Below are 20,737 nucleotides of genomic sequence, written 5' to 3'. Positions count from 1 at the left end.
TCGCCTGAGCCGCTCGACGCCTCAGGCGATGTTTTCGAGATTTGCCTGGTGGATCTGGTAGAGCAGCGGCTGGCCGGTCACGAAGCGCTCTATCTCGTCCACCGCCATCTCGCCGAGGCGCGCCCGTTCCAGCCCGATGGCGCCGGCGATATGCGGTGTCAGAAAGACATTCGGCAGATCGTAGAAAGCAGAGCCCGCCTCCGGGATCTCCGGATCGGTGACATCGAGGACCGCGTCGATGCGGCCGGTCTTCAGCACCGAAAGCAGGGCGGCCTCATCGATGAGAATGCCGCGCGCCGTGTTGATGAGCGTCGCGCCGTTCTTCATCAGCGACAGCCTTCGCGCATCGATCATATGCTGTGTCGACGGCAGCGACGGCGCATGCAGGGAAACGATGTCTGCCTGCCGCATCAATTCATCGAGATCGACCTTTTCCGTTCCGAGGCCGGCTGCCTCAGCGGCATCGAGCGTCGGGTCGGCGAGCAGCAGCCTATAGTCAAAGGGTTTCAGGAGCTCGATGACGCGCCGGCCGATGCGCGACGCGCCGACGATGCCGACGGTGCGGCGGTAGTTTCCGATCGCTTCGCGCTGCATCGGATGAGTCCGATTGCGGTTGCGGTCGGCAACGTAGAGATCGCGGAAACGGAAAGCACGCTTGCCGGCGAAAATGATCGCCGCCAGCGTGAACTCGGCAACCGGCACAGCATTGGCCTCGGCCGAATGGCTGACCGGGATACCGGCTTCGAAGATGGCGTCGTCGACAACGCCCTTTACCGTGCCCGCCGCATGGACGATGAGCTTAAGATGCGGCGCCGCGGCGGGGATTTCAGGCCCGACATAGGGGGCGCCCCAGCCGGTGATCAGGATTTCGGCTTCGGCCAGCAGACGCCTCGCACGCTCGTCGTCGAAGCGCTGCAGCGGCTTGGAATCCAGCAGGCGACCGATGCCGCTCAGCCGGCGCCGGACCTCATCCGGCAGGACATGCTCCGTGCGCGACGGTTGCATGGCAAGGACAATGGCCGGCTGGCTCATGGCATGTGTCCCGGCGCCTCAATCGCGCTGACTGTCACGCCCTTTTCCCTCACCAGGGACTCCAGCGCTGCAATGTCAGGCGCTTTCGGCGGGATCGTCCAGACAGACGAGACAGCAGCGGGATCGTCAAGCGCGAGCACCGCCGTCACCAGAATTGTTTCACCGGCCGGAATCTGCCCGCGCAGTTGCGGCACGAGGGTTTTCGCGACAATCACGTTGGTGTTGGGCATTGCCTTCTGGACGAGCCCCGAACGCTTGACCGAAGAGCCGAGATCGAGAATGCCGGTGAAATCGGCGTCGCCGATCGCATAGGCAACCCCATCGGAAGCGGACAGCGTATCCAGCTCAAAATCCCGGCGGCCGATGGCAAACCCGCCTTCGGCAATCCGCAGCGGCCGACTTGTCCTGACCCGGTGGAGGCGGATATGCCAGGGAGCGGCAGGCACGAGCCAGGTTTCGACGTCGACATCGGCAAAAGGCGACCATTTCGCATACAGCACGTCGCCTGCGAGCTTGGCTTCCTCGTTCGTTTCGCGCACGCGGTAGTGCAGCCCGTCATCGCTGAAGGCAAGTGCTGAATCGAAGGCGGCAAGCGCAAAGGCACGCTCATCGGCCTCCACACTGAAGCCGTAGCGAGCGGAATAAGCGAACTTCGCGTATTTTTCCGTGCCGCACCGCATCTGCAGGTTTTCCTGGCCGGAAGACAGGGCCACGACATCGCCGCCCGCCCGCATGATCACCATGCCGGGGTGACGCTGGGCGACGACAACAGGCGCCTGCTCCGGCTCCTTTTCCGTAGCGGTCCAGAACGGATGATCATCGGGGATTGCCAGCGGCAGAAAGGCCTTGAAGGCCCAGTAGGGCGAGCCGGCGGAATTGTAGCTCTCCGACATCAGGAGGTTCGGATAGCCGAAGCCGATCGACAGCACGCCGTCGCGATCGGCGATCGGCTTGTCCTTCCACCAGCGCAGATGTTGAAGGCAGAGATGCTTGATCTCCCCCCAAGGCAGAGCCTCGACATCGGCAAAGGCCAGCGCCGACCAGAAGCCGGCGCAGGCGAAGCGATAGGTCAGGCTGCGGCCGAAGGGGATCGTCGCCCCGTCAGCGGCAAACCAGTGGCGGAAATCCCGGGCGAAGAGGACCGCGCGTTCGCGGTAGCGTTTTGCATAATCGTCATCGACGAGCTTCGAATAGATCAGGCCATAAAAATGCATGGCAAAGGGAATGTAATGGTCGATGCGACGCACGTTTCCGTCGCGATACCAGCCGTCACTGATATAGAAGCCTTCGAGTTCCTCGAGATATTGCCGCGTCAGGCTGCGGTCGAAATCGGCGCCGAGACGATCGAGTGCGATATCGACGAAGATCCGGAAGAATTTCCAGTTGTTGTCGGCATAGTCGAACTGTCTGACATGCTTGAGGTAGGCGACGACATTGCCGCGGGCGCGCGCATCGAGCGGCTCCCAGATCTTTTCCGGCACCAGCGCCAGGGCAAAACCGAGAGCGGCAAGCTCGACCATCCGCTGATCGCGGCTATTCACCGTTCCCCAATATTCGGGATGGGCGGGATCGGTGCCGTTTGCGAGACCCTCGGCAAACCGATGCCAATGGGCAAAGTTCCCACCGCCGGCGCCAAACGGCGCCAGTCCCCAGAGCGGGCGGGCGAACCCTTCGAGATCGGCCGCTGCCCGGTCGAAATGGGCGCCGCCGCCATTGAGGGTGACGCGGGCATTGCCCTTCGAAAAACAGGCAAGCAGCGGATTGAAGAGAGCAAGCAGGGCGCCGCTCATATCGGCGCGGGTTTCCAGCGGATTGCCGGCAAGCGGGTTGGCGCTGGCGGGATCATAGGTCATCGCATCTCTCACGGGTTTTCGGCATTCGGATTCGGAACAGTTCCGCCCGGAACGGGAATGACCGCCTGGCAGATGTGGCGCGCCGGTGCCGTCCTGTTGCGGAAACGGGCGAGCATCAGCGACACGGCCTCGCGCCCGAGGGCGGAACGATCGACGCGCATGGTGGACAGCCGCGGATTGGTCATCAGCGCGCAGGGCAGATCGTCGAAACCGACGATCGCGAAATCCTCCGGCACGCGCAGGCCGGCCTCGGTGACAGCCTCGAGCACGCCGACGGCGATGAAATCATTCATGCAGAAGGCGGCGGTAAAACCGGCATCCTCGGCAAGTGCTTCTGCCGTGCGTTCATGTGCCTCGCGGATGGCGCTGCCTTGAAGTGTCAAGGACACCAGACGGCCCTCGGCGCCGGGGACGGCGGCGATCGCCGCCTCGAAACCGCGCACGCGCTCGCGGATCGTGTGGCGGTGGGAGCCGCTGAGATGCAGGATGCGACGATGCCCGGCTTCGGTCAGCCGACGGGTGGCCTCGTAAGCGCCAAAGAAATTAGCCGGCGAAACACCGTCAAACTGCATCCTTGGATCAGTGCCGTTGACAAGAACGGTCGGTGTCATGCTGGCTTGCAGCCAGCCACGCAGCATCTCGTTCGGATCGATGCCGACGAGAAAGAGACCTTCAGCCTCAGCCGTCTGCATATAGTCGCGCACGGCATCCGGGGTGGTTCGATCCTCGCGGACCAACCGGACGTCGAAGGGCATGCCCGCTTCGGCAGCGCCGGCGCGCAGGCCGTCGACGATGGCTTCATAGAAGACGCTGAGGGTGCCGGTGACGCCGTCGCTGGCAATCAGCGCCAGCCCGCCGGCAACGGCGTCGGAAGCAGGCTTGACGGGATAGCCGTGCTCGGCTGCCACCTTCAATATCTGGCGGCGGACGGTTTCGCTGATGCCAGGTTCATTGGCGAGCACGCGCGACACCGTGGAGACGGAGACCCCGGCCAATGTAGCGATATCGGCCTGACGCGGCCGTCTGATCTTTTGGTCGTTCATAGGCAAACATTATGCAAGTGATGCAAATTTGCAAGAAAATGGTTGCTTCTTGCAATAAATTTTTTTTTGCGTAATCTGTTTGCCGAAGTGCCCGATAACGCCGTTGGAGGATGGCAGCGGGCAATTGGGACAAGGAGGATTAGCATGCAGGTCAATCGCCGTTCATTTCTGATGGGTTCAGCCGGTGCGGCCGCCGGCCTCGCTCTCGGCGCCGGAAGCGCCATTCCGGCCTTTGCCGAAGGCGCGCAACTGCGCGCCATGTGGTGGGGATCCAACGACCGCGCCAAGCGCACGCTCGATGTTGCCAAGCTCTATCAGTCGAAAACGCCTGGCGTCACTATCGTCGGTGAATCGCTTTCGGGCGACGGCTATTGGACGAAGCTGGCAACGCAGATGGCTGGCCGCTCGATCGCCGACATCTTCCAACTCGAGCCGGGAACGATTTCAGACTATTCGAAGCGCGGCGCCTGCCTGCCGCTCGATGAATTCGTCCCCTCCACCCTGGACGTTCAGTCCTTCGGTGCCGATATGCTGAAACTGACCACCATTGACGGTAAGCTCTATGGTGTTGGCCTCGGCCTCAACTCCTTCTCGATGTTCTTCGACACAGTCGAATTCGAAAAGGCAGGCATCCCGTTGCCGACGCCCGACCTCACCTGGGATGAGTACGCCAAGCTCGCCGTCGAACTCGCCAAGTCTTCCGGCAAGGGCGGCGGCCCCTATGCGGCGCGCTACGCCTATGTGTTCGATGCCTGGCTGCGCCAGCGCGGCAAAAGCCTCTTTGCGAGAGAAAGTGTTGGGCTGGGCTTCACGGCCGACGATGCCAGGGAATGGTTCGACTACTGGGAGAAACTGCGCAAGGCGGGCGGCACTGTTGCTGCCGACGTGCAGACGCTCGATCAGAACACGATCGACACCAATTGCCTTGGTCTCGGCAAATCGGTGATCGGCATGGCCTATTCCAACCAGATGATCGGCTATCAGCTGATCATCAAGAACAAGCTCGGCATCACCATGCTGCCGCGTGAAAAGAAGGGCGGTCCATCCGGCCATTATTACCGTCCGGCACTGATCTGGAGTGTGGGCGCCACGACCAAGCAGGGCGAAGCTGCCGCGAAGTTCATCAGCTTCTTTGTCAACGATCCCGAAGCCGGCAAGATTCTGGGTGTCGAACGCGGCGTGCCAATGTCGCCTGCCGTACGCGAAGCCATCCTGCCGCAACTCAACCCGACGGAGCAGGAAACGGTCAAATACGTGAACCTGCTCAAGGATCAGGTCGGCGAGTATCCGCCGCCGGTACCGATGGGAGCAACCCAATTCGACCAGCGCGTGCTGCGCCCGATTTGCGACGAACTCGCCTTCGAACGGATTTCGCCCGCCGATGCGGCGACCCGGCTCATCGAAGAGGGTAAGGCAACGATCAAGGGATGATCGGTCGCCCGACATGAGGAGAGGCCCGCAACACCCCGGCGGGCCTCTTCGTATTTCAGGCCTCTGTTTTCCGGACTATCAGTTGCTGCCCAGGTTTTCGACCACGCGCCAATCCGGCCGGCCGAGATCGAACGGCCATGCTTGCACATCCCGGTCGTTGAAATAGACGACTTCCTGCAGATTCGGGAAGGCGCTCTGCTTCAACGTGGCAGTTTCGATCCACGGCCTGATATAGGCGTCGCCGCCTTCATAGCCGAGCTCCGCCACCCAGATCGGCTTTCCGTAGCCGGCGACGAGATCATAGCCCTGCTTCAGCGCTTCCGAGAACGTCCGGTGCTCCTTGTAGGCAAGCTCGTCGTAGCGCTGCAGGCCGAAGACCGAGAGCCCGACGAGATCGACATAATCGTCGCCGGGATAGTAGGCCTGAAGGCCAGGTTCTCCCTTCGGCGACCACATGAGCTCTGTGCCGGGCGCCTCCTTGCGGACGATGTCCATCATCCGCTTGTAGGCCGTGATATAGTCTTGCGGGCTCCAGCCGGACCAGGAGAACCGCCCTGACTTGTCCTCCATCTCCTGTCCCCAGCGGACAATCACCGGGCTTTTCAGCTCGGATATCATATGGGCGATCGAACGCATGTTGACATCGTAGTCACCGCGCAGGACCTTGGCGCGAAGTTGAGCGGAGCTTAGCCGCCAGTCGACGTCCCAGGACCACGGCTCCACAGTGATCAGCAGGTTGCGGCCTCTCGCCAGCGCATAGGCATCGGCGACCCGCAAGGTTTCCAGGTCGACGTCCTCCCACGGCAGGAACAGGGCTTCGGTCGCGACATTCGTCTGCGCGCCGAAATCGCCGTGCGGATCGTAGGCCCCGAACTTGATGCCGCCGGCATGAACGACGGGGCGCTTGTCGATGATCGTCTGCACGGCCGCCGCCGGATTTGGCGCAATGCCCGCATATTGCACTTCGCTTCGGCCCGGCAGTTCCGCGACACACAACAACAGCAACGCGATCGCGGTGGTCGAGAGGTTGTTTTTCATTAGCTTCTTCATGGCTTCACCCTCCTTTTCGGGCTATTTCCTGGCTCAGCAGAACCTGCTTCAGTTCGCGCGCCTTCGCGCTCACCGTATCCAAGGGAACGAGCTTGCGGAACTCGTCATCCGGAAGCACCGATGCATGGCGGAAGACGTACCAATTGCCGTCCGGCTGGCGCCGCTGATAGATCGTGTTGCCGATCTTGCGGTGACCGAAACAGGTGCTGGCGCGGGCCGCACCCTCGGCATTCGTCCAGGTGGCACGCATGCAGAGCTGGCCGAGATCGTCGACCACCCATCTGCCTTCGGCGAAGGACGGCTTCCCCTTGTCATTGCTCCAGGCAACGAACCGCCGCCCATTGTCGAAGAAACGGCCGCCGCCGGTGTTCCAGGTCCAGGTCTTGTCGCCGTAGATACGATAGAGCTCATAGGCGCTGACCGGCGTTGGCGCCTTCGTTTTGGCGACCTCTGCGCCGTATGCTGCCACTGGCAGGCACAGGCTCAAAGCGAGCGCCGCTCCGTATAATTTCGATCCGATACTCATTACATCCTCCTAATCGATACTTGCCGGTTCCGCCGGCTCAGACACCTTGTTCGTCCCGTCCCGTGCTTCCGAACCCATTCCATCTGAGGCGGAACTTCACGATCCTGGTCTTGCCGCCGCCGAGGCCGGCGCCGGCCACGGCAAATTGCGTTTCGGTGAAACTGACGAACGCCTGGCCGTGCGAAAGAGCTTCGAGGCCGCGCAGGCCGTGGCTCCCCGCCTGCGTGCCGCCGGCGACGAAAATCGCAAGCCCGGTGGCTGTCGCAAGCCACAGCCCGCGCGATTGCGGCAGCAGCGGCAGATCGTTTTCGACTGCATGGCGAACGACGATCAGCACCGTCAGCGACAGGTAGACCGAGAGGTTCATCATGGCGAAAACATAAAAACCCTGGGCGGCCGCGGCATCGGTCGCAAACATCATTGCGACGGCGGAAAGACCGGCGAGCCCGATATAGGGCGCGATGACGCGCAGCGGCAAAAACCGCTGCTGCTGCCTTCCCTTCGGAGTGATGCGGAAATCGACGAAAGAGCCACAGATATAGTCGCGAAGCGCGGCGAGGCTGCCGGCAAGCGACCATGGCCAGCGCAGGAAGATGAAGGCAAGCCCTTCCCAGCCGAACAGTTTCGCATCGTTCGGCCTGAAGGTTGCCGTGGCCCGCCAGAAGAAGGCAAACAGCGTCAGCACGACCGATATCGGCCCAAAATGCAGTAGGAAATCCGGATAGGTCACATTGACGAAGACCTGGCCCGTCATCAAGGCGGCAACCGGCAGCAGGAACATCACGGCCATGAAGGCGGAGAAGAGCGGATACCACAACTGCGAGAACACGAACTGAAATCTCAGTCGCCAGGGCAGGTGCATGATGTAGCGGCGGGAATGTTGCAGCAGAATGGTGACCAGGCTGCGCGACCACTGGAATTCCTGGACGACGAGATCAGTGAAGTTTGCTGGTCCGTCGCCATGGGCGATCGCATCGACGGCGTGCACGCCGCGCCAGCCGCCGGCATTCATCATCAGCGTCGTCGAATGGTCTTCGGCAAGTTCGGGGCCGAGGCCGCCGATCTGGCGAAGGGCTGATGTGCGGACCGCATAATGGGAACCGATGCATAGGGGCGCCCAGCCATTGTTGTAACCGATCTGCAGCGAACCGTGCAGGCTTGCCTCGGCATAGAGCCTGCCGCGCGCCGCCCAGCTTGCGCCGGCATTGGCATCGCAGATGCTGGGAGCGGAGACATAACCGATGCCGGGATCGGCAAAGGGGCGCAGGACTTCACGGAGGTAGGTCGGCGTCGGCACATGGTCGGCATCGAACTGGGCGACGAAATCATAGCGTGCATAGCCGAAATGGTCGTAGAAATAGGCGAGGTTGCCTTCCTTGCAACGCGTCCGACGCGGCCACGCGGTGCGATGATACTCCGCCACACCCTTTCGGGTGGAGATCAGCACGCCGTGCTCCGCACACCAGCGCGTGGTTTCGTCCGAAGGGTCCTCGTCGGCCAGCCAGACATCGAAATCGACGCCGATCTGGTCGAGCATCGCCTGAAGCGTAGCGCGAACGACGGCAAAGGGCTCGGACGGCGCCTTGGTGACGACCATCGCCACCCGCCCTTCCGGCAGCCCTGCCCGAGCGCTGACCGTTCTCGCGTCGAGGAAGATCAGGATAAAATAGGCCGGTACCAGCGTGATCCAAGCAAGCACGAGGGTAATCAGCACGAAGGCCGCCCAGGAAATAATATGGGCGGACTGGCACCACCAGATCCAGAAATAACCGAGTGCTGCCAGCCAGCAGAGGATGCCGAAGGCATAGGCGACGCGGTTCCAGCCGGTGAAAACAGGATCGAATGCATCAGCTGTGGCGGCCTCCGCCGTCCTGGCGCTGTGACCGACTTGCAGTGTGTCACTCATGCCCTCATCTCCAGTCCGAAGGTGGGGCCGGCGGTGCGGATGATCGTATCGATATCCGACAAGACCGGCGCGAAACCGAGTTCCGCTTTCGCCCTTGCGGCATTGGCAAAGAGGATCGGCGGATCGCCGGAACGGCGGGCGCGATAATTCACGGGGACTTCACGACCGCTCGCGCGACGGATCGCCTCGAGAATCTCCCGTACCGAAGTGCCCCGGCCGGAGCCGAGATTGACGCTGAGCGAGCCGCCGCCCGCCATCAGATGATTGACGGCGGCGAGATGCGCCTGGGCGAGATCGCTGACATGAACATAATCGCGAACACAGGTTCCATCCTCGGTCGCATAATCGGTGCCGAAGATATCGAGCCGCTCCAGCCTGCCGGCAGCGGCAAGAAGGGCGCGAGGGATGAGATGGGTCTCGGGATGATGACGCTCGGCAAGCTCGCCATCTGGATCGGCGCCGGCCGCATTGAAATAGCGCAGCGCGGCAAAGCGGATACCGTAGGCGGCGGCGAAATCCTCAAGCACCATCTCGAAGATCAGCTTGGTGCGCCCATAGGGATTGACCGGGTGCTGCGGGCTTTCCTCCCGAATCGGCAGCGAGGCGGGAACGCCATAGGTGGCGCAGCTGCTCGAAAAAACGATCCGCTCGATGTCCTGATCGAGGCAGACCTCGAGCAGCGTCAGGCTGCCGACCACATTGTTCCGGTAGTATTTCCTGGGCATGTCGACGGATTCGCCGACATAGGCATTGGCACCACAATGGATGACGCAATCGGGCGAAAACTCTGCAAGGGTCCGGCGCAGCGTGGCAGCGTCGGCAAGCTCTGCCCGGATGAGCGGGCCCCAGCGGACGCTGTCGGCATGTCCCGTCGAGAGATTGTCGTAGGTGACGGGGATCATGCCGGCGCGCGACAACGCTTTGCAGATATGACTGCCTATGAAACCGGCGCCGCCGGTAACGAGAATGTAGCGGGGCATCTCATACGACCTCCGCCTTCTCTGTGCCGGCCAGCAGTCCGTCGAAATATTCGACGGTGCGAGCCAGGCCGGCTTCCAGCCCGATGCGGGGCTTCCAGCCAAGATCGGCCATGGCCCGGGAAATATCAGGCCGCCGCTGACGAGGGTCGTCGGTGACCGCAGGCAGGTGAACTATCCGGGAACGCGAGTTCGTCAAGTCTCGAATGATTTCCGCCAGACGCCGAACGGTCATTTCGGCTGGGTTGCCGAGGTTGATCGGACCGTTGCAGGCGCTGCCGGCAGCCGAAAAACGCAGGAAACCCTCAACGAGGTCGTCGACGTAGCAGAAAGAACGGGTCTGCTGACCATCGCCATAGATCGTCAGGTCGGCGTTGCGCAGGGCCTGAACGATAAAATTGGAAACCACCCGGCCGTCGTCCAGGCGCATGCGCAGTCCGTAGGTATTGAAGATGCGGCCGACCTTGATGTCGACACCGCAAGTCCTGTGGTAATCGAAGAACAGCGTTTCGGCGCTGCGTTTGCCTTCGTCGTAACAGCCGCGCGGCCCGATCGGGTTGACATTGCCGCAATAGGATTCGTGCTGCGGGCTCTGGGTCGGATCGCCATAGACCTCCGACGTCGATGACTGGACGACGATCGCACCGGTCTTTCGCGCGCAATCAAGGGTATTGACGGCGCCGAGCACGTTGGTGAGCAGCGTTCCCACAGGATCCCGCTGATAATCGGGCGGAGAGGCGGGGGAGGCGAAATTGAAGATGAGCGACGCGTCGATATCGAAGGGCTGCCTAACATCGTGCTCTACGATGCGGAAGCGGATGCTCGCTGCAAGGTGAGCGACATTCGCACGGCGGCCGGTCGAGAAATTGTCGAGGCATGTAACGCTGTGGCCGCGCTGCAGGAGCCTTTCGCAGAGATGTGAACCGAGGAAGCCGCCCCCGCCATTCACAAGAACGGTGCGTCGTCCTTGGAGCACCGGTATGCCTGACACTTTAGAAGTGCCTTCGTTGGGAACGAAACTACGCATTACCAACTCCTTCCCAGGTATTTAGTCTTTTGTTTTATTTACGCACTGCATGCCTCTGTACCCGCTCTGGATATTCATAAAACTGAGCGTCCATACACGAATAACTTTGTAGTTACTCTTCGGATACAGAATTATTAGTAAAATAGTACAACGAATGTTAGCGTGGTCAACATGAAAAGCTTTAGATATCCGAAATAATTATGAAAGTATACTTAAAAGTAACAAATGATTAATCACTTCAATGTTTTACCACCAATACGCCTCTCATATGCCTCTCAAGCTTCACTCAATGCCGCTAATATACGAGGGAAGTCGGGAGATCGGCGGAGCTCAACGGCACGGCCGGTCTTGCATCCGGAAGTGCCATATGCGAGGGGTTTGGGCTATGTTGAAGAAACAAGATGCAGCGCAGCTGAAAGGCTGGTGTCTTCGTTTGGCGATGTTCGTCGGGGGAACGACGCTTATGGCGATCGGACAAACGGCTTGCACGCTCGTTGATGACGATATCGCTGTCGTCGCGAAGAAGAATATCGTCGTGGCCGAGGCTCCGCGTTTCTCGAAGGCCTACGCCTATCCGGAAAATCACGCCGAGCGCCCGGCCGGAGTAACGGCCCGCGCTGTCGCCTATCACGGCTCAGCGCCTTATATCTGCTCTCCAAGCGGCTTCGGACAGAAGTCGCGCTGCTTTGCGCGTCCTTCTATCTGAAACAATAGCATTATATCAATTGCGCCACCGGCCGGACATGTCGTCTTCTCCGGCGGGATGCTCATTGAAGAAGCGGGATGCCGCTTCCGTGCGGTTCCGCACGTTCATCTTCTTGTAGATGTTGCGGACGTGAACCTTCACGGTGTTTTCGGAAAGATGCAGCTTGTCGGCGATGATCTTGTTCTGCGTCCCCTTGCAGATGAGATCCAGGATCTGAACCTCCCGGGTGGTCAAAGCAGAGATGCTGTCGCGTCTCAGCTTGAGCGCATTGTTGCGGGCCGCATCGACCGATTTTGCCTGATAGAGCGAAGGTTCCAGCTGGGCGTTCTTGTTGTTGAGGCGGTTGAGAAGTGCTGACGGAAAATGTTCGCCGCCCTTCATCAGTAAATCCACAGCGGCCATGAAGACGTCGAGCCGCAGGTTGAGCGGCAGGACACCATCGATGATCCTTGCCTCCACCAGCCGGCTGACGTAGGGCTCGAGCATGTCGATCGCTTCGACAACAAGCCCGATCGAGGTTTCAGGGTGGTTTTCGCGCGCAGCCTGCAACGCCTCATGAAGCTCGGGGCCGGGTATATGATAGAATAAAACAAGCTTAATCTCGCTGGTATCTTTTTCCAGCATTGGCTTTGTGCTCGTTATGCTTGCTACTTCACAATTCGGAAATTTCTTTGCCAGTGCTTCTACCATGCACTCCGAAAATAAATCCGCATTTGCCACTACTAGTATAGTATCTCCAGACGTATTCAACTTCCTCCCCTGGTCAGTATTCTCCATTCCAGAGCCTGTCATGAACATATACGCCTCCCCTAGCGTTACACTTTACTCAAACGTGGAGCGATGGCGGGTATTAGATAGTATGAAATGTCGGTCCCGGATGTCATCGCCTTATTTTTTAGACATTTCTTAATTATGTTAATACGGATTGAGAAGGAAGGAAATGGCCCAAAGTGATTAGTTTTAGCGGACGAAAAACCATATAATACAAAGCTTTGGTTGTATTTTCACTTAGTAGATACTTGAAGGCTATATTTGCTCTGGCTATAGACGATCAGCTTAATGTAATATTTCAGTACAAATTGTCATACTTTCGTCATGCAGCGTGGCCGAGGCAAGCTGACAGGGTCCTTGACTGCCAAAGTCTCACTGAGCCAGCGAGCCCGATCCTACACCGATCCAGATGCGGCTTGGCGACACGCAGCTTGCCCTGCAATATCAGCGAGCTGCAGAGACTTTCCGCCGGGTCGGCGAGATCGGGCCGCATCTTATCCAGGCGCGTTACTTGGCATCGCTCTTGCAACCAGCAAACGGCTGGCGGAAGGGGCCGTCTTGCCGCAAATCCAGGACCTGTATTCGGACGATCCGGCCGCGCTTGATTATGCCGGCGGTGCTCGATCGCCGAGCCCGCCGCTGGCAAGACGGATGTCGTGACGGCGACCATGGCTTTGCTGGAACCGGGGACGGCGCTCGGCGAGCGACGCCGATCGCGTCTGCATTGACGCGGTTTTGCCATGTGCGGAAATGCGTTCGGGACGCGCAGTCGCCATGGACTTTGATTTCGAGCTGCGATCGTTGCTAAAACAAGCGCGAGCCTATTTTTGCAACGCCTCAGTGAGAACTCATGCCGATGAATGCAGACGGCGCCGAAAAAGAACGGCTTCTCGCCATTCTCGATTTCTGGCACAAAATCGAGTTCTTCATTCCTTACGATCTCTCCAGTCGTATTGCCTCCAGTGAAGGCCGTAGCGTTTTTTGGCTGCATGCGAAAACGCTCGAGGATGACGGCGCCGCACTCAGCCGCCCAGCCATACCCGAAGAGAAGCAGATCACGGGCTTCACCCTGTTCCTCGGCGTTTTCAGCAAATCCGAAATTGCCGATATCCGCAGGCACTTCGATTGCGTTGCGGCCGATATCGCCGAGTATGAGGATGCCGAACGCGGCGATCTGGATGGCGATACCTGCTTTGCCAGCCTGCAGCTCTCTCCCTTTGGACAGCCGTTGTTCGAAACATTTTCCGTTTCCACGCTTCCCTGGGCCCTGGGGCGGGTGCGGAAATCCGGCCTCTCGTCACTCAGCCACGAGGCATTTGCCGACGGCAAGAGGCAGCTTTCGGAATTGCTTCAAAACTTTCGGGCACAACGGCATCTGAGATCTTCGTCCGTCGAGGATCCCGACGGTCAGCCGATCGATGCCGCCGAAATCCTGACGCTGCATGAATTGCTCTGCGATTGGGCCGGCTTTTCATCGAAGCAAGAGAAACCCGTCGCTGCTGTTGAAATACGCTACCGAGACAGGATGGAAAGACCTGAAATCATCTCCTTGCCGCCACCGCAGGAGAGCAATGCGCTCGATGCCGGCGACGAGGAGGAGGAGAGTGCAAACGTTGAAGAAGACATCGGGATCCTGAACAGTTTCTTCATCGAGGATATCGAACGGGCGATGACGTGCGTCAAACACGGCGATATTCCCGAGCCGCTCAGGCAATATCTCACGCCGCCTGCGCAAGAGAAGCGGATCGACCTCTACTCGGAGGATGGACGCCGGGCGATCGTTCAAGCCCTGCATCCAGGAAATCTCAACCGCGGACGCTGGCTCAGCGAACCTCACCAGGCGATGAGCCTGATGCAGCAGTTCGCGATCAATTCGGCCATCGGCGACCTTTCGGAAACGGGACTGTTCTCGGTCAACGGCCCACCAGGGACGGGAAAGACGACCCTGCTTCGCGACATGTTCGCGGATAATATCGTTCGGCGCGCCCGCGTCCTGGCCTTCTTGAAGACGGCGCGCGATGCCTTCGACGGCTCGCCGCGCCGAGCCATCTTCACGGACCGGAGCACCGCCTCGATATCGGCGCTGATCCCGGCTATTTCGGGATTCGAAATGGTCGTCGCTTCGTCCAACAACGCCGCAGTGGAGAATATCTCGCGCGACCTTCCCAAGCGGAGTTCGATTGGGAAGACATCTTCATTCCAATATCTGCAGACGGTCGCGCACAAGATCGCTTGCCAGAAGGACAATGGAGCTGCCGTCAAGCTCTCCGACGGCGACCGCCCATGGGGGTTGATCGCCTGTGCGCTCGGCAACGCCCGGAACCGTCGAGCCTTCAAGGAACGTTTCGCCTTCATGGAGATCGCCGAAAGGCCAAAACCTGGCTGGTCCGGCGCCGATAAGCCACAGACCATCTGGGAATGGCTAAAAGGCTACGAGGGACCAACCTTCGCCGAGGCAGCGGCGGCATTTCATGCCGCCGATGAGGTGGTTCGCGACAAGATCGGCCAGTATGCGCGCTATGCCGATCTCTGTGATGAAATCGCGCTGGTTTCGCAAGATGTATTCTGCCGCGAGGCGCTTGAAGGGGTCAGGGCGGCCGCGACCGAACTTCGGCGCGCACAGGATCGCTGCGACATGGTCGCGGCCGAAATGCTCGGTATCAGGGAAGGATTGTCTCATCTGAAGGAGGAGGAACAGCTGCTGGAGCGCAGCGCTCCTGCGTGGTGGGAGAAAGTGCTGCCGGCCAATCCTGCCCGGCAGCATCGGCAAAATGTCGTTGCCAACGCGCGCAAGCAGCTGGAACTGCGCAAGGCCCTGGCGGAATGCGAGCGTCGTCTTGCGAAAGTCCATGGACCTGCGCTGAAGCGAGCGTTGCGGGGACATCAACGGGCCGAGCGGGCGCTAGGATCGCAACGGGAAATCTGGTCTAGGAAGAGAGAGGAATTCGATCGTCTCGGGACGATTCTCGATCATCCCACCGTACCCAGGCATCTCTCCGATCTCGAGGCCGACCGTTTCCAGATTGATGGTCTGTGGCATCGAGACGAGTTGGCAGGTCTGCGTTCTGCATTGCTGGAAGCGGCTTTGACGCTGCATGAAGCGTGGCTGGCGGAGGTCGGCAGGAAGGGCGGGGGTTTTGGGGGAAATATCGTCGCCATCAGCAAACTGCTTTCCGACAACAGTCCCGTCGATGGCGAGCACATTGCCTTGATCTGGCAGAGCCTTTTCATGATCGTTCCGATCGTGTCGACGACGTTTGCGTCCTTCGCCCGGCAGTTCCGCGGTCTCGAAGCCGGCTCGATCGGCTGGGTTTTCATCGATGAAGCCGGTCAGGCGGTGCCGCAGGCGGCCGTCGGGGCCTTGTTGCGGGCGCGCCGTGTCATGGTGATCGGCGATCCCCAGCAAATCGAGCCGGTCTTCACGCTACCCAGCGTGCTGATCACCGCCACCTCGGCTCTCTCGCCCCACACCGCCGCAGGACAATATTCGCCGAACAGGGCGTCGGTGCAGATGCTGGCGGATGCCGCCAATCGCTATGGAACGACCGTTCCGGGCGAGGAGGCGGACGGGCTCTGGATCGGCAGCCCTCTCAGGGTGCATCGGCGCTGCATCGATCCGATGTTCGGCCTTGCCAACCAGATCGCCTATCAGAACAAGATGGTCTTCGGACTGCAGGAGCGCCGGCCCGCCGGCGATGCTCCACCGTTTTATGGCGACAGTGCCTGGATCGACGTCAAGGGAAGGGTAGCCGGCAAACAGGCCGTTCCAGAACAGACGGACTTCATCGTCGATCTCCTCACCGCCACTTATCGCCGGGACGGCGTATTGCCTGATCTCTATATCATTTCGCCGTTCAAGGAGGTCAAGAACAGTCTGAAGCAGGCTCTGGCCCATGCAGCCTGGGTCGATTGGAACGGAAATACGCGCTCACCTCCACCGAAGCTGTCGAGGTGGCTGCGGGATCGGATAGGCACGGTGCATACCTTCCAGGGCAAGGAAGAGGACATCGTTTTCATGGTGCTCGGCGCCGATGCCGACCATAGCGGAGCGGCCAGCTGGGCCGCCTCGAAGCCGAACCTCTTGAACGTTGCCCTGACGCGCGCCAAGCGCCGATTCTATATCGTCCGCGATCGCAGCCTCTGGGAAGGCCTGCCTTATTTCCGGGCGACAGCGAGCGCCCTGGAGACAATTCAGGCGGCCGAATTCCTGGCCCGGAATGAATTGAACTGAAGCATCGGATCCAATTGCTGCCCGACGGATGCCTGCCTCGACCCAGCGGTAAGCAGAAACGCAAAAGGCCCGCAGGAGGCGGGCTTTTGCGTATGTGTATTTGGGAAGGTTTGGTTGCGGGGGCAGGATTTGAACCTGCGGCCTTCAGGTTATGGTCCGCAGGACGAGGAGCTACCATCGCCAGCGAAGATGAAGTCTTCGCGCCAGCGATATTGCTCAGGAGTGTATTTGGGATTTGGTTGCGGGGGCAGGATTTGAACCTGCGGCCTTCAGGTTATGGTCCGCAGGACGAGGAGCTACCATCGCCAGCGAAGATGAAGTCTTCGCGCCAGCGATATTGCTCAGGAGTGTATTTGGGAAGGTTTGGTTGCGGGGGCAGGATTTGAACCTGCGGCCTTCAGGTTATGAGCCTGACGAGCTACCGGGCTGCTCCACCCCGCGCCATGATGAGCTGTCTGGGGCAAGCCCGGACTTTTTGTTTGCCGGTCCTCGAAGGCTTTGCCTTCTGCGGTTCCGGCGGGGCTGCTCCACCCCGCGTTATTATATTACAGCAGAAAGGGCCGCTTGGGCGACCCTTTTTGTTCGGCATGGGCCGTTTGTTTTGTTTAGAGAAGATTGTTTTATCAAAGTTGCGTTTTGCAGACCTGGCAGCGACCTACTCTCCCGCGTCTTAAGACGAAGTACCATGGGCGCAGGGGCGTTTCACGGCCGTGTTCGGAAAGGGAACGGGTGCAGCCACCCCGCCATAACCACCAGGTCGGCAAAGCGCAACTTTGTTGTTTTGAGAAGCTGGATTTGGAGCGAATAGGGAGTAGCCAATAGCGAATAGCGCTATTTGGTTCTCTTTCGCTGGTTTTGAACACGTCTTTTGGAACCTCTTCCGGCTGCGGGTGCTTGTGGCACCCATACAGGCCAGAGGCCGTCGCCAATCGTTTGGCGGGCCGTCCGCAGCGCCATGGCGCGTCAGGACAAAGGTCTGGCACATCGAACTTTGTTCGATGAGCATAGTCAATGAGAACGATCAAGCCGATCGAGCTATTAGTACCGGTAAGCTTCATGCGTTGCCGCACTTCCACACCCGGCCTATCAACGTGGTCGTCTTCCACGGCTCTGATAGGGAATACTCGTTTTCAGGTGGGTTTCCCGCTTAGATGCCTTCAGCGGTTATCCCGTCCATATGTAGCTACCCTGCTATGCCCTTGGCAGGACAACAGGTCCACCAGAGATATGTCCATCCCGGTCCTCTCGTACTAGGGACAGATCCTGTCAATATTCCTACACCCACGGCAGATAGGGACCGAACTGTCTCACGACGTTCTGAACCCAGCTCACGTACCGCTTTAATTGGCGAACAGCCAAACCCTTGGGACCTGCTCCAGCCCCAGGATGCGATGAGCCGACATCGAGGTGCCAAACAACCCCGTCGATATGGACTCTTGGGGGTCATCAGCCTGTTATCCCCGGCGTACCTTTTATCCGTTGAGCGATGGCCCTTCCACGCGGGACCACCGGATCACTATGACCGACTTTCGTCTCTGCTCGACTTGTCAGTCTCGCAGTCAGGCGGGCTTATGCCATTGCACTCGACGACCGATTTCCGACCGGTCTGAGCCCACCATCGCGCGCCTCCGTTACTCTTTCGGAGGCGACCGCCCCAGTCAAACTACCCACCATACACTGTCCCGGACCCGGATAACGGGCCGCGGTTAGACATCCATGACGATAAGGGTGGTATTTCAAGGATGGCTCCACGGAAACTGGCGTCCCCGCTTCAAAGCCTACCACCTATCCTACACATGCCGACACGAATGCCAGTGTAAAGCTATAGTAAAGGTGCACGGGGTCTTTCCGTCTGACCGCAGGAACCCCGCATCTTCACGGGGAATTCAATTTCACTGAGTCTATGTTGGAGACAGCGGGGAAGTCGTTACGCCATTCGTGCAGGTCGGAACTTACCCGACAAGGAATTTCGCTACCTTAGGACCGTTATAGTTACGGCCGCCGTTTACTGGGGCTTCGATTCAAAGCTTGCACCTCTCCTCTTAACCTTCCAGCACCGGGCAGGCGTCAGACCCTATACGTCGTCTTGCGACTTCGCAGAGCCCTGTGTTTTTGATAAACAGTCGCTACCCCCTGGTCTGTGCCACCCCATAATAGTTGCCTACCATGGGGTCACGCTTCTTCCGAAGTTACGCGTGCAATTTGCCGAGTTCCTTCAACATAGTTCTCTCAAGCGCCTTGGTATACTCTACCTGACCACCTGTGTCGGTTTCGGGTACGGTCTATACGGTGGAGCTATTTCCTGGAACCGCTCCGCTGCCCTGATAATCCAATAAACCAGAACAACTTGTGCAATCCGTCACTACCACCAGGCCCACGAATATTAACGTGGTTCCCATCGACTACGCATTTCTGCCTCGCCTTAGGGGCCGGCTAACCCTGCTCAGATTAACTTTAAGCAGGAACCCTTGGTCTTTCGGCGAGAGGGTCTCTCACCCTCTTTATCGTTACTCATGTCAACATTCGCACTTCCGATACCTCCAGGAGCCCTCACGGGTCTCCCTTCATCAGCTTACGGAACGCTCCGCTACCACGTGTATTGCTACACATCCTCAGCTTCGGTGCATGGCTTCAGCCCCGTTACATTTTCGGCGCAAAGACCCTTATTTAGACCAGTGAGCTGTTACGCTTTCTTTAAATGATGGCTGCTTCTAAGCCAACATCCTGGTTGTTTTGGGATCCTCACATCCTTTCCCACTTAGCCATGACTTGGGGACCTTAGCTGGAGGTTAGGGTTGTTGCCCTTTTCACGACGGACGTTAGCACCCGCCGTGTGTCTGCCGAGTAGTACTCCCCGGTATTCGGAGTTTGGTTAGGATCAGTAAGACGGTGAGTCCCCATAGCCCATCCAGTGCTCTACCCCCGGGGGTATTCGCTCGACGCTCTACCTAAATAGATTTCGCGGAGAACCAGCTATTTCCGAGTTTGATTGGCCTTTCACCCCTAGCCACAAGTCATCCCAATCTATTGCAACAGATGCGGGTTCGGTCCTCCAGTTGGTGTTACCCAACCTTCAACCTGCTCATGGCTAGATCACTCGGTTTCGGGTCTAATGCAACAAACTAAATCGCCCTATTCAGACTCGCTTTCGCTTCGCCTACACCTACCGGCTTAAGCTTGCTTGTTACACTAAGTCGTTGACCCATTATACAAAAGGTACGCCGTCACCCTTTCGGGCTCCGACTGTTTGTAGGCATCCGGTTTCAGGTTCTATTTCACTCCCCTTGTCGGGGTGCTTTTCACCTTTCCCTCACGGTACTTGTTCGCTATCGGTCATGCACGAGTACTTAGGCTTGGAGAGTGGTCTCCCCATGTTCAGACAGGATTTCTCGTGTCCCGCCCTACTCTAGGACAATCATGATATCTACGCGTACGGGGCTGTCACCCACTACGGCCGCACTTTCCAGAGCGTTCCACTTTAATCACAATTGCCACTGGCCTGGTCCGCGTTCGCTCGCCACTACTTGCGGAGTCTCGGTTGATGTCCTTTCCTGCAGGTACTTAGATGTTTCAGTTCCCTGCGTTCGCTTCTTACACCCTATGTATTCAGGTGCAGATACCTTATCACAATGCTTGGAACCTGGCGTCGCCTTGCGACGCAGCGAATAGTTGTTAGCGAATAGCGAATAGAATTTAAAAACTATTCGCTACTCACTATTCGCTATTCGCGGCGCCTGCGGCGCCAGATTCCCAAGCATTTAAGGTGGGTTGCCCCATTCGGAGATCCATGGATCAAAGCTCATTCGCAGCTCCCCACGGCTTTTCGCAGCGTATCACGTCCTTCATCGCCTGTGCATGCCAAGGCATCCACCAAATGCCCTTACGACACTTAATCGTTCTCATTGCCAATGCTCATCGTCTCGTTGCCCGTTCCGAAGGAACGGCAACAGACCGGGTTACCTTTTACAACCCATTCAATCCAACAATGCCATCGACGTGTTCGACAGGTCTGCTTTATTGGAGCTACGCCGAGCAGCTCGCTTGCAGCCTGTCTTAAGACCAGCTTCTCGAGATATGATCCGATACCGCGCGGTCAGGCAACGGTAATCCGATCGTTCATCAGACGAAGCCCAAAGGCAACGAACAACAAACGATCCAGAGTGACAAGCTTCCCTCCTACCTCC

At 58.9% G+C, this 20,737-nt stretch carries 12 protein-coding genes, 1 tRNA gene, 2 rRNA genes and 1 pseudogene; 4 read left to right on the top strand and 12 right to left on the bottom strand.

Annotated features, from left to right (window positions below):
• Positions 1–21: 21 nt before the first annotated feature.
• From N2A41_RS22620 to N2A41_RS22610, 3 genes are read right to left on the bottom strand one after another with little or no spacing between them, the layout of a single operon-like run.
• Entirely contained in the window at positions 22–1,032 is a 1,011-nt protein-coding gene (locus N2A41_RS22620) for a hydroxyacid dehydrogenase (RefSeq protein ID WP_017966411.1), read from the bottom strand.
• Positions 1,029–2,885: a DUF2264 domain-containing protein gene (locus N2A41_RS22615; protein WP_017966410.1), complete on the bottom strand. Its 1,857-nt coding sequence runs from the start codon at positions 2,883–2,885 to the stop codon at positions 1,029–1,031. Before N2A41_RS22615 ends, N2A41_RS22620 begins: the two co-directional genes overlap by 4 nt.
• 8 nt (positions 2,886–2,893) lie before the next feature.
• Entirely contained in the window at positions 2,894–3,928 is a 1,035-nt protein-coding gene (locus N2A41_RS22610) for a LacI family DNA-binding transcriptional regulator (RefSeq protein WP_017966409.1), read from the bottom strand.
• Positions 3,929–4,072: 144 nt separating this feature from the next.
• Between N2A41_RS22610 and N2A41_RS22605 the strand changes: the two genes are divergently transcribed.
• Entirely contained in the window at positions 4,073–5,359 is a 1,287-nt protein-coding gene (locus N2A41_RS22605) for an ABC transporter substrate-binding protein (protein ID WP_017966408.1), read from the top strand.
• Positions 5,360–5,437: 78 nt separating this feature from the next.
• Here the strand turns inward: N2A41_RS22605 and N2A41_RS22600 are convergent, their stop codons facing one another.
• From N2A41_RS22600 to N2A41_RS22580, 5 genes are read right to left on the bottom strand one after another with little or no spacing between them, the layout of a single operon-like run.
• A complete protein-coding gene (locus N2A41_RS22600; protein WP_017966407.1) occupies positions 5,438–6,409 on the bottom strand; it encodes a glycoside hydrolase family 26 protein in 972 nt (323 codons plus the stop codon).
• Positions 6,410–6,413: 4 nt separating this feature from the next.
• Positions 6,414–6,935: a DUF995 domain-containing protein gene (locus N2A41_RS22595; RefSeq protein WP_017966406.1), complete on the bottom strand. Its 522-nt coding sequence runs from the start codon at positions 6,933–6,935 to the stop codon at positions 6,414–6,416.
• 37 nt (positions 6,936–6,972) lie between these two features.
• On the bottom strand, positions 6,973–8,841 hold the full coding sequence (locus tag N2A41_RS22590; protein ID WP_017966405.1) for a glycosyltransferase family 2 protein: 1,869 nt from the start codon (positions 8,839–8,841) through the stop codon (positions 6,973–6,975).
• On the bottom strand, positions 8,838–9,821 hold the full coding sequence (gene galE, locus N2A41_RS22585; protein WP_017966404.1) for a UDP-glucose 4-epimerase GalE: 984 nt from the start codon (positions 9,819–9,821) through the stop codon (positions 8,838–8,840). Before galE ends, N2A41_RS22590 begins: the two co-directional genes overlap by 4 nt.
• A 1-nt stretch (position 9,822) precedes the next feature.
• A complete protein-coding gene (locus N2A41_RS22580) occupies positions 9,823–10,845 on the bottom strand; it encodes a UDP-glucuronic acid decarboxylase family protein (protein ID WP_260109763.1) in 1,023 nt (340 codons plus the stop codon).
• A 385-nt stretch (positions 10,846–11,230) separates the two neighbouring features.
• On the opposite strand from N2A41_RS22580, the gene N2A41_RS22575 reads away from it, so the two are divergent.
• A complete protein-coding gene (locus tag N2A41_RS22575) occupies positions 11,231–11,551 on the top strand; it encodes a hypothetical protein (protein ID WP_260109762.1) in 321 nt (106 codons plus the stop codon).
• A gap of 15 nt (positions 11,552–11,566) precedes the next feature.
• On the opposite strand, the gene N2A41_RS22570 is transcribed toward N2A41_RS22575, so the two are convergent.
• Positions 11,567–12,349 carry a helix-turn-helix transcriptional regulator gene (locus N2A41_RS22570; RefSeq protein WP_260109761.1) on the bottom strand — a complete coding sequence of 261 codons (783 nt, stop codon included), beginning with the start codon at positions 12,347–12,349 and terminating at the stop codon, positions 11,567–11,569.
• A 309-nt stretch (positions 12,350–12,658) separates the two neighbouring features.
• Between N2A41_RS22570 and N2A41_RS22565 the strand changes: the two are divergent.
• Positions 12,659–13,050: pseudogene (locus N2A41_RS22565) on the top strand (GNAT family N-acetyltransferase); the annotation flags it as partial.
• Between the two features lie 122 nt (positions 13,051–13,172).
• On the top strand, positions 13,173–16,553 hold the full coding sequence (locus N2A41_RS22560) for a DEAD/DEAH box helicase (protein ID WP_260109760.1): 3,381 nt from the start codon (positions 13,173–13,175) through the stop codon (positions 16,551–16,553).
• A gap of 364 nt (positions 16,554–16,917) precedes the next feature.
• On the opposite strand, the gene N2A41_RS22555 is transcribed toward N2A41_RS22560, so the two are convergent.
• From N2A41_RS22555 to N2A41_RS22545, 3 genes are all read right to left on the bottom strand, one after another.
• A tRNA-Met gene (locus N2A41_RS22555) sits at positions 16,918–16,994 on the bottom strand.
• Between the two features lie 201 nt (positions 16,995–17,195).
• Positions 17,196–17,310: ribosomal RNA gene (gene rrf / locus N2A41_RS22550) — 5S ribosomal RNA — on the bottom strand.
• Between the two features lie 260 nt (positions 17,311–17,570).
• Positions 17,571–20,448: ribosomal RNA gene (locus tag N2A41_RS22545) — 23S ribosomal RNA — on the bottom strand.
• Positions 20,449–20,737 lie beyond the last annotated feature (289 nt).

Source organism: Rhizobium sp. SRDI969 (genome assembly GCF_025152725.1).
Classification (GTDB): domain Bacteria; phylum Pseudomonadota; class Alphaproteobacteria; order Rhizobiales; family Rhizobiaceae; genus Rhizobium; species Rhizobium leguminosarum_I.
This window is presented reverse-complemented; position numbering and strand designations above follow the sequence as displayed.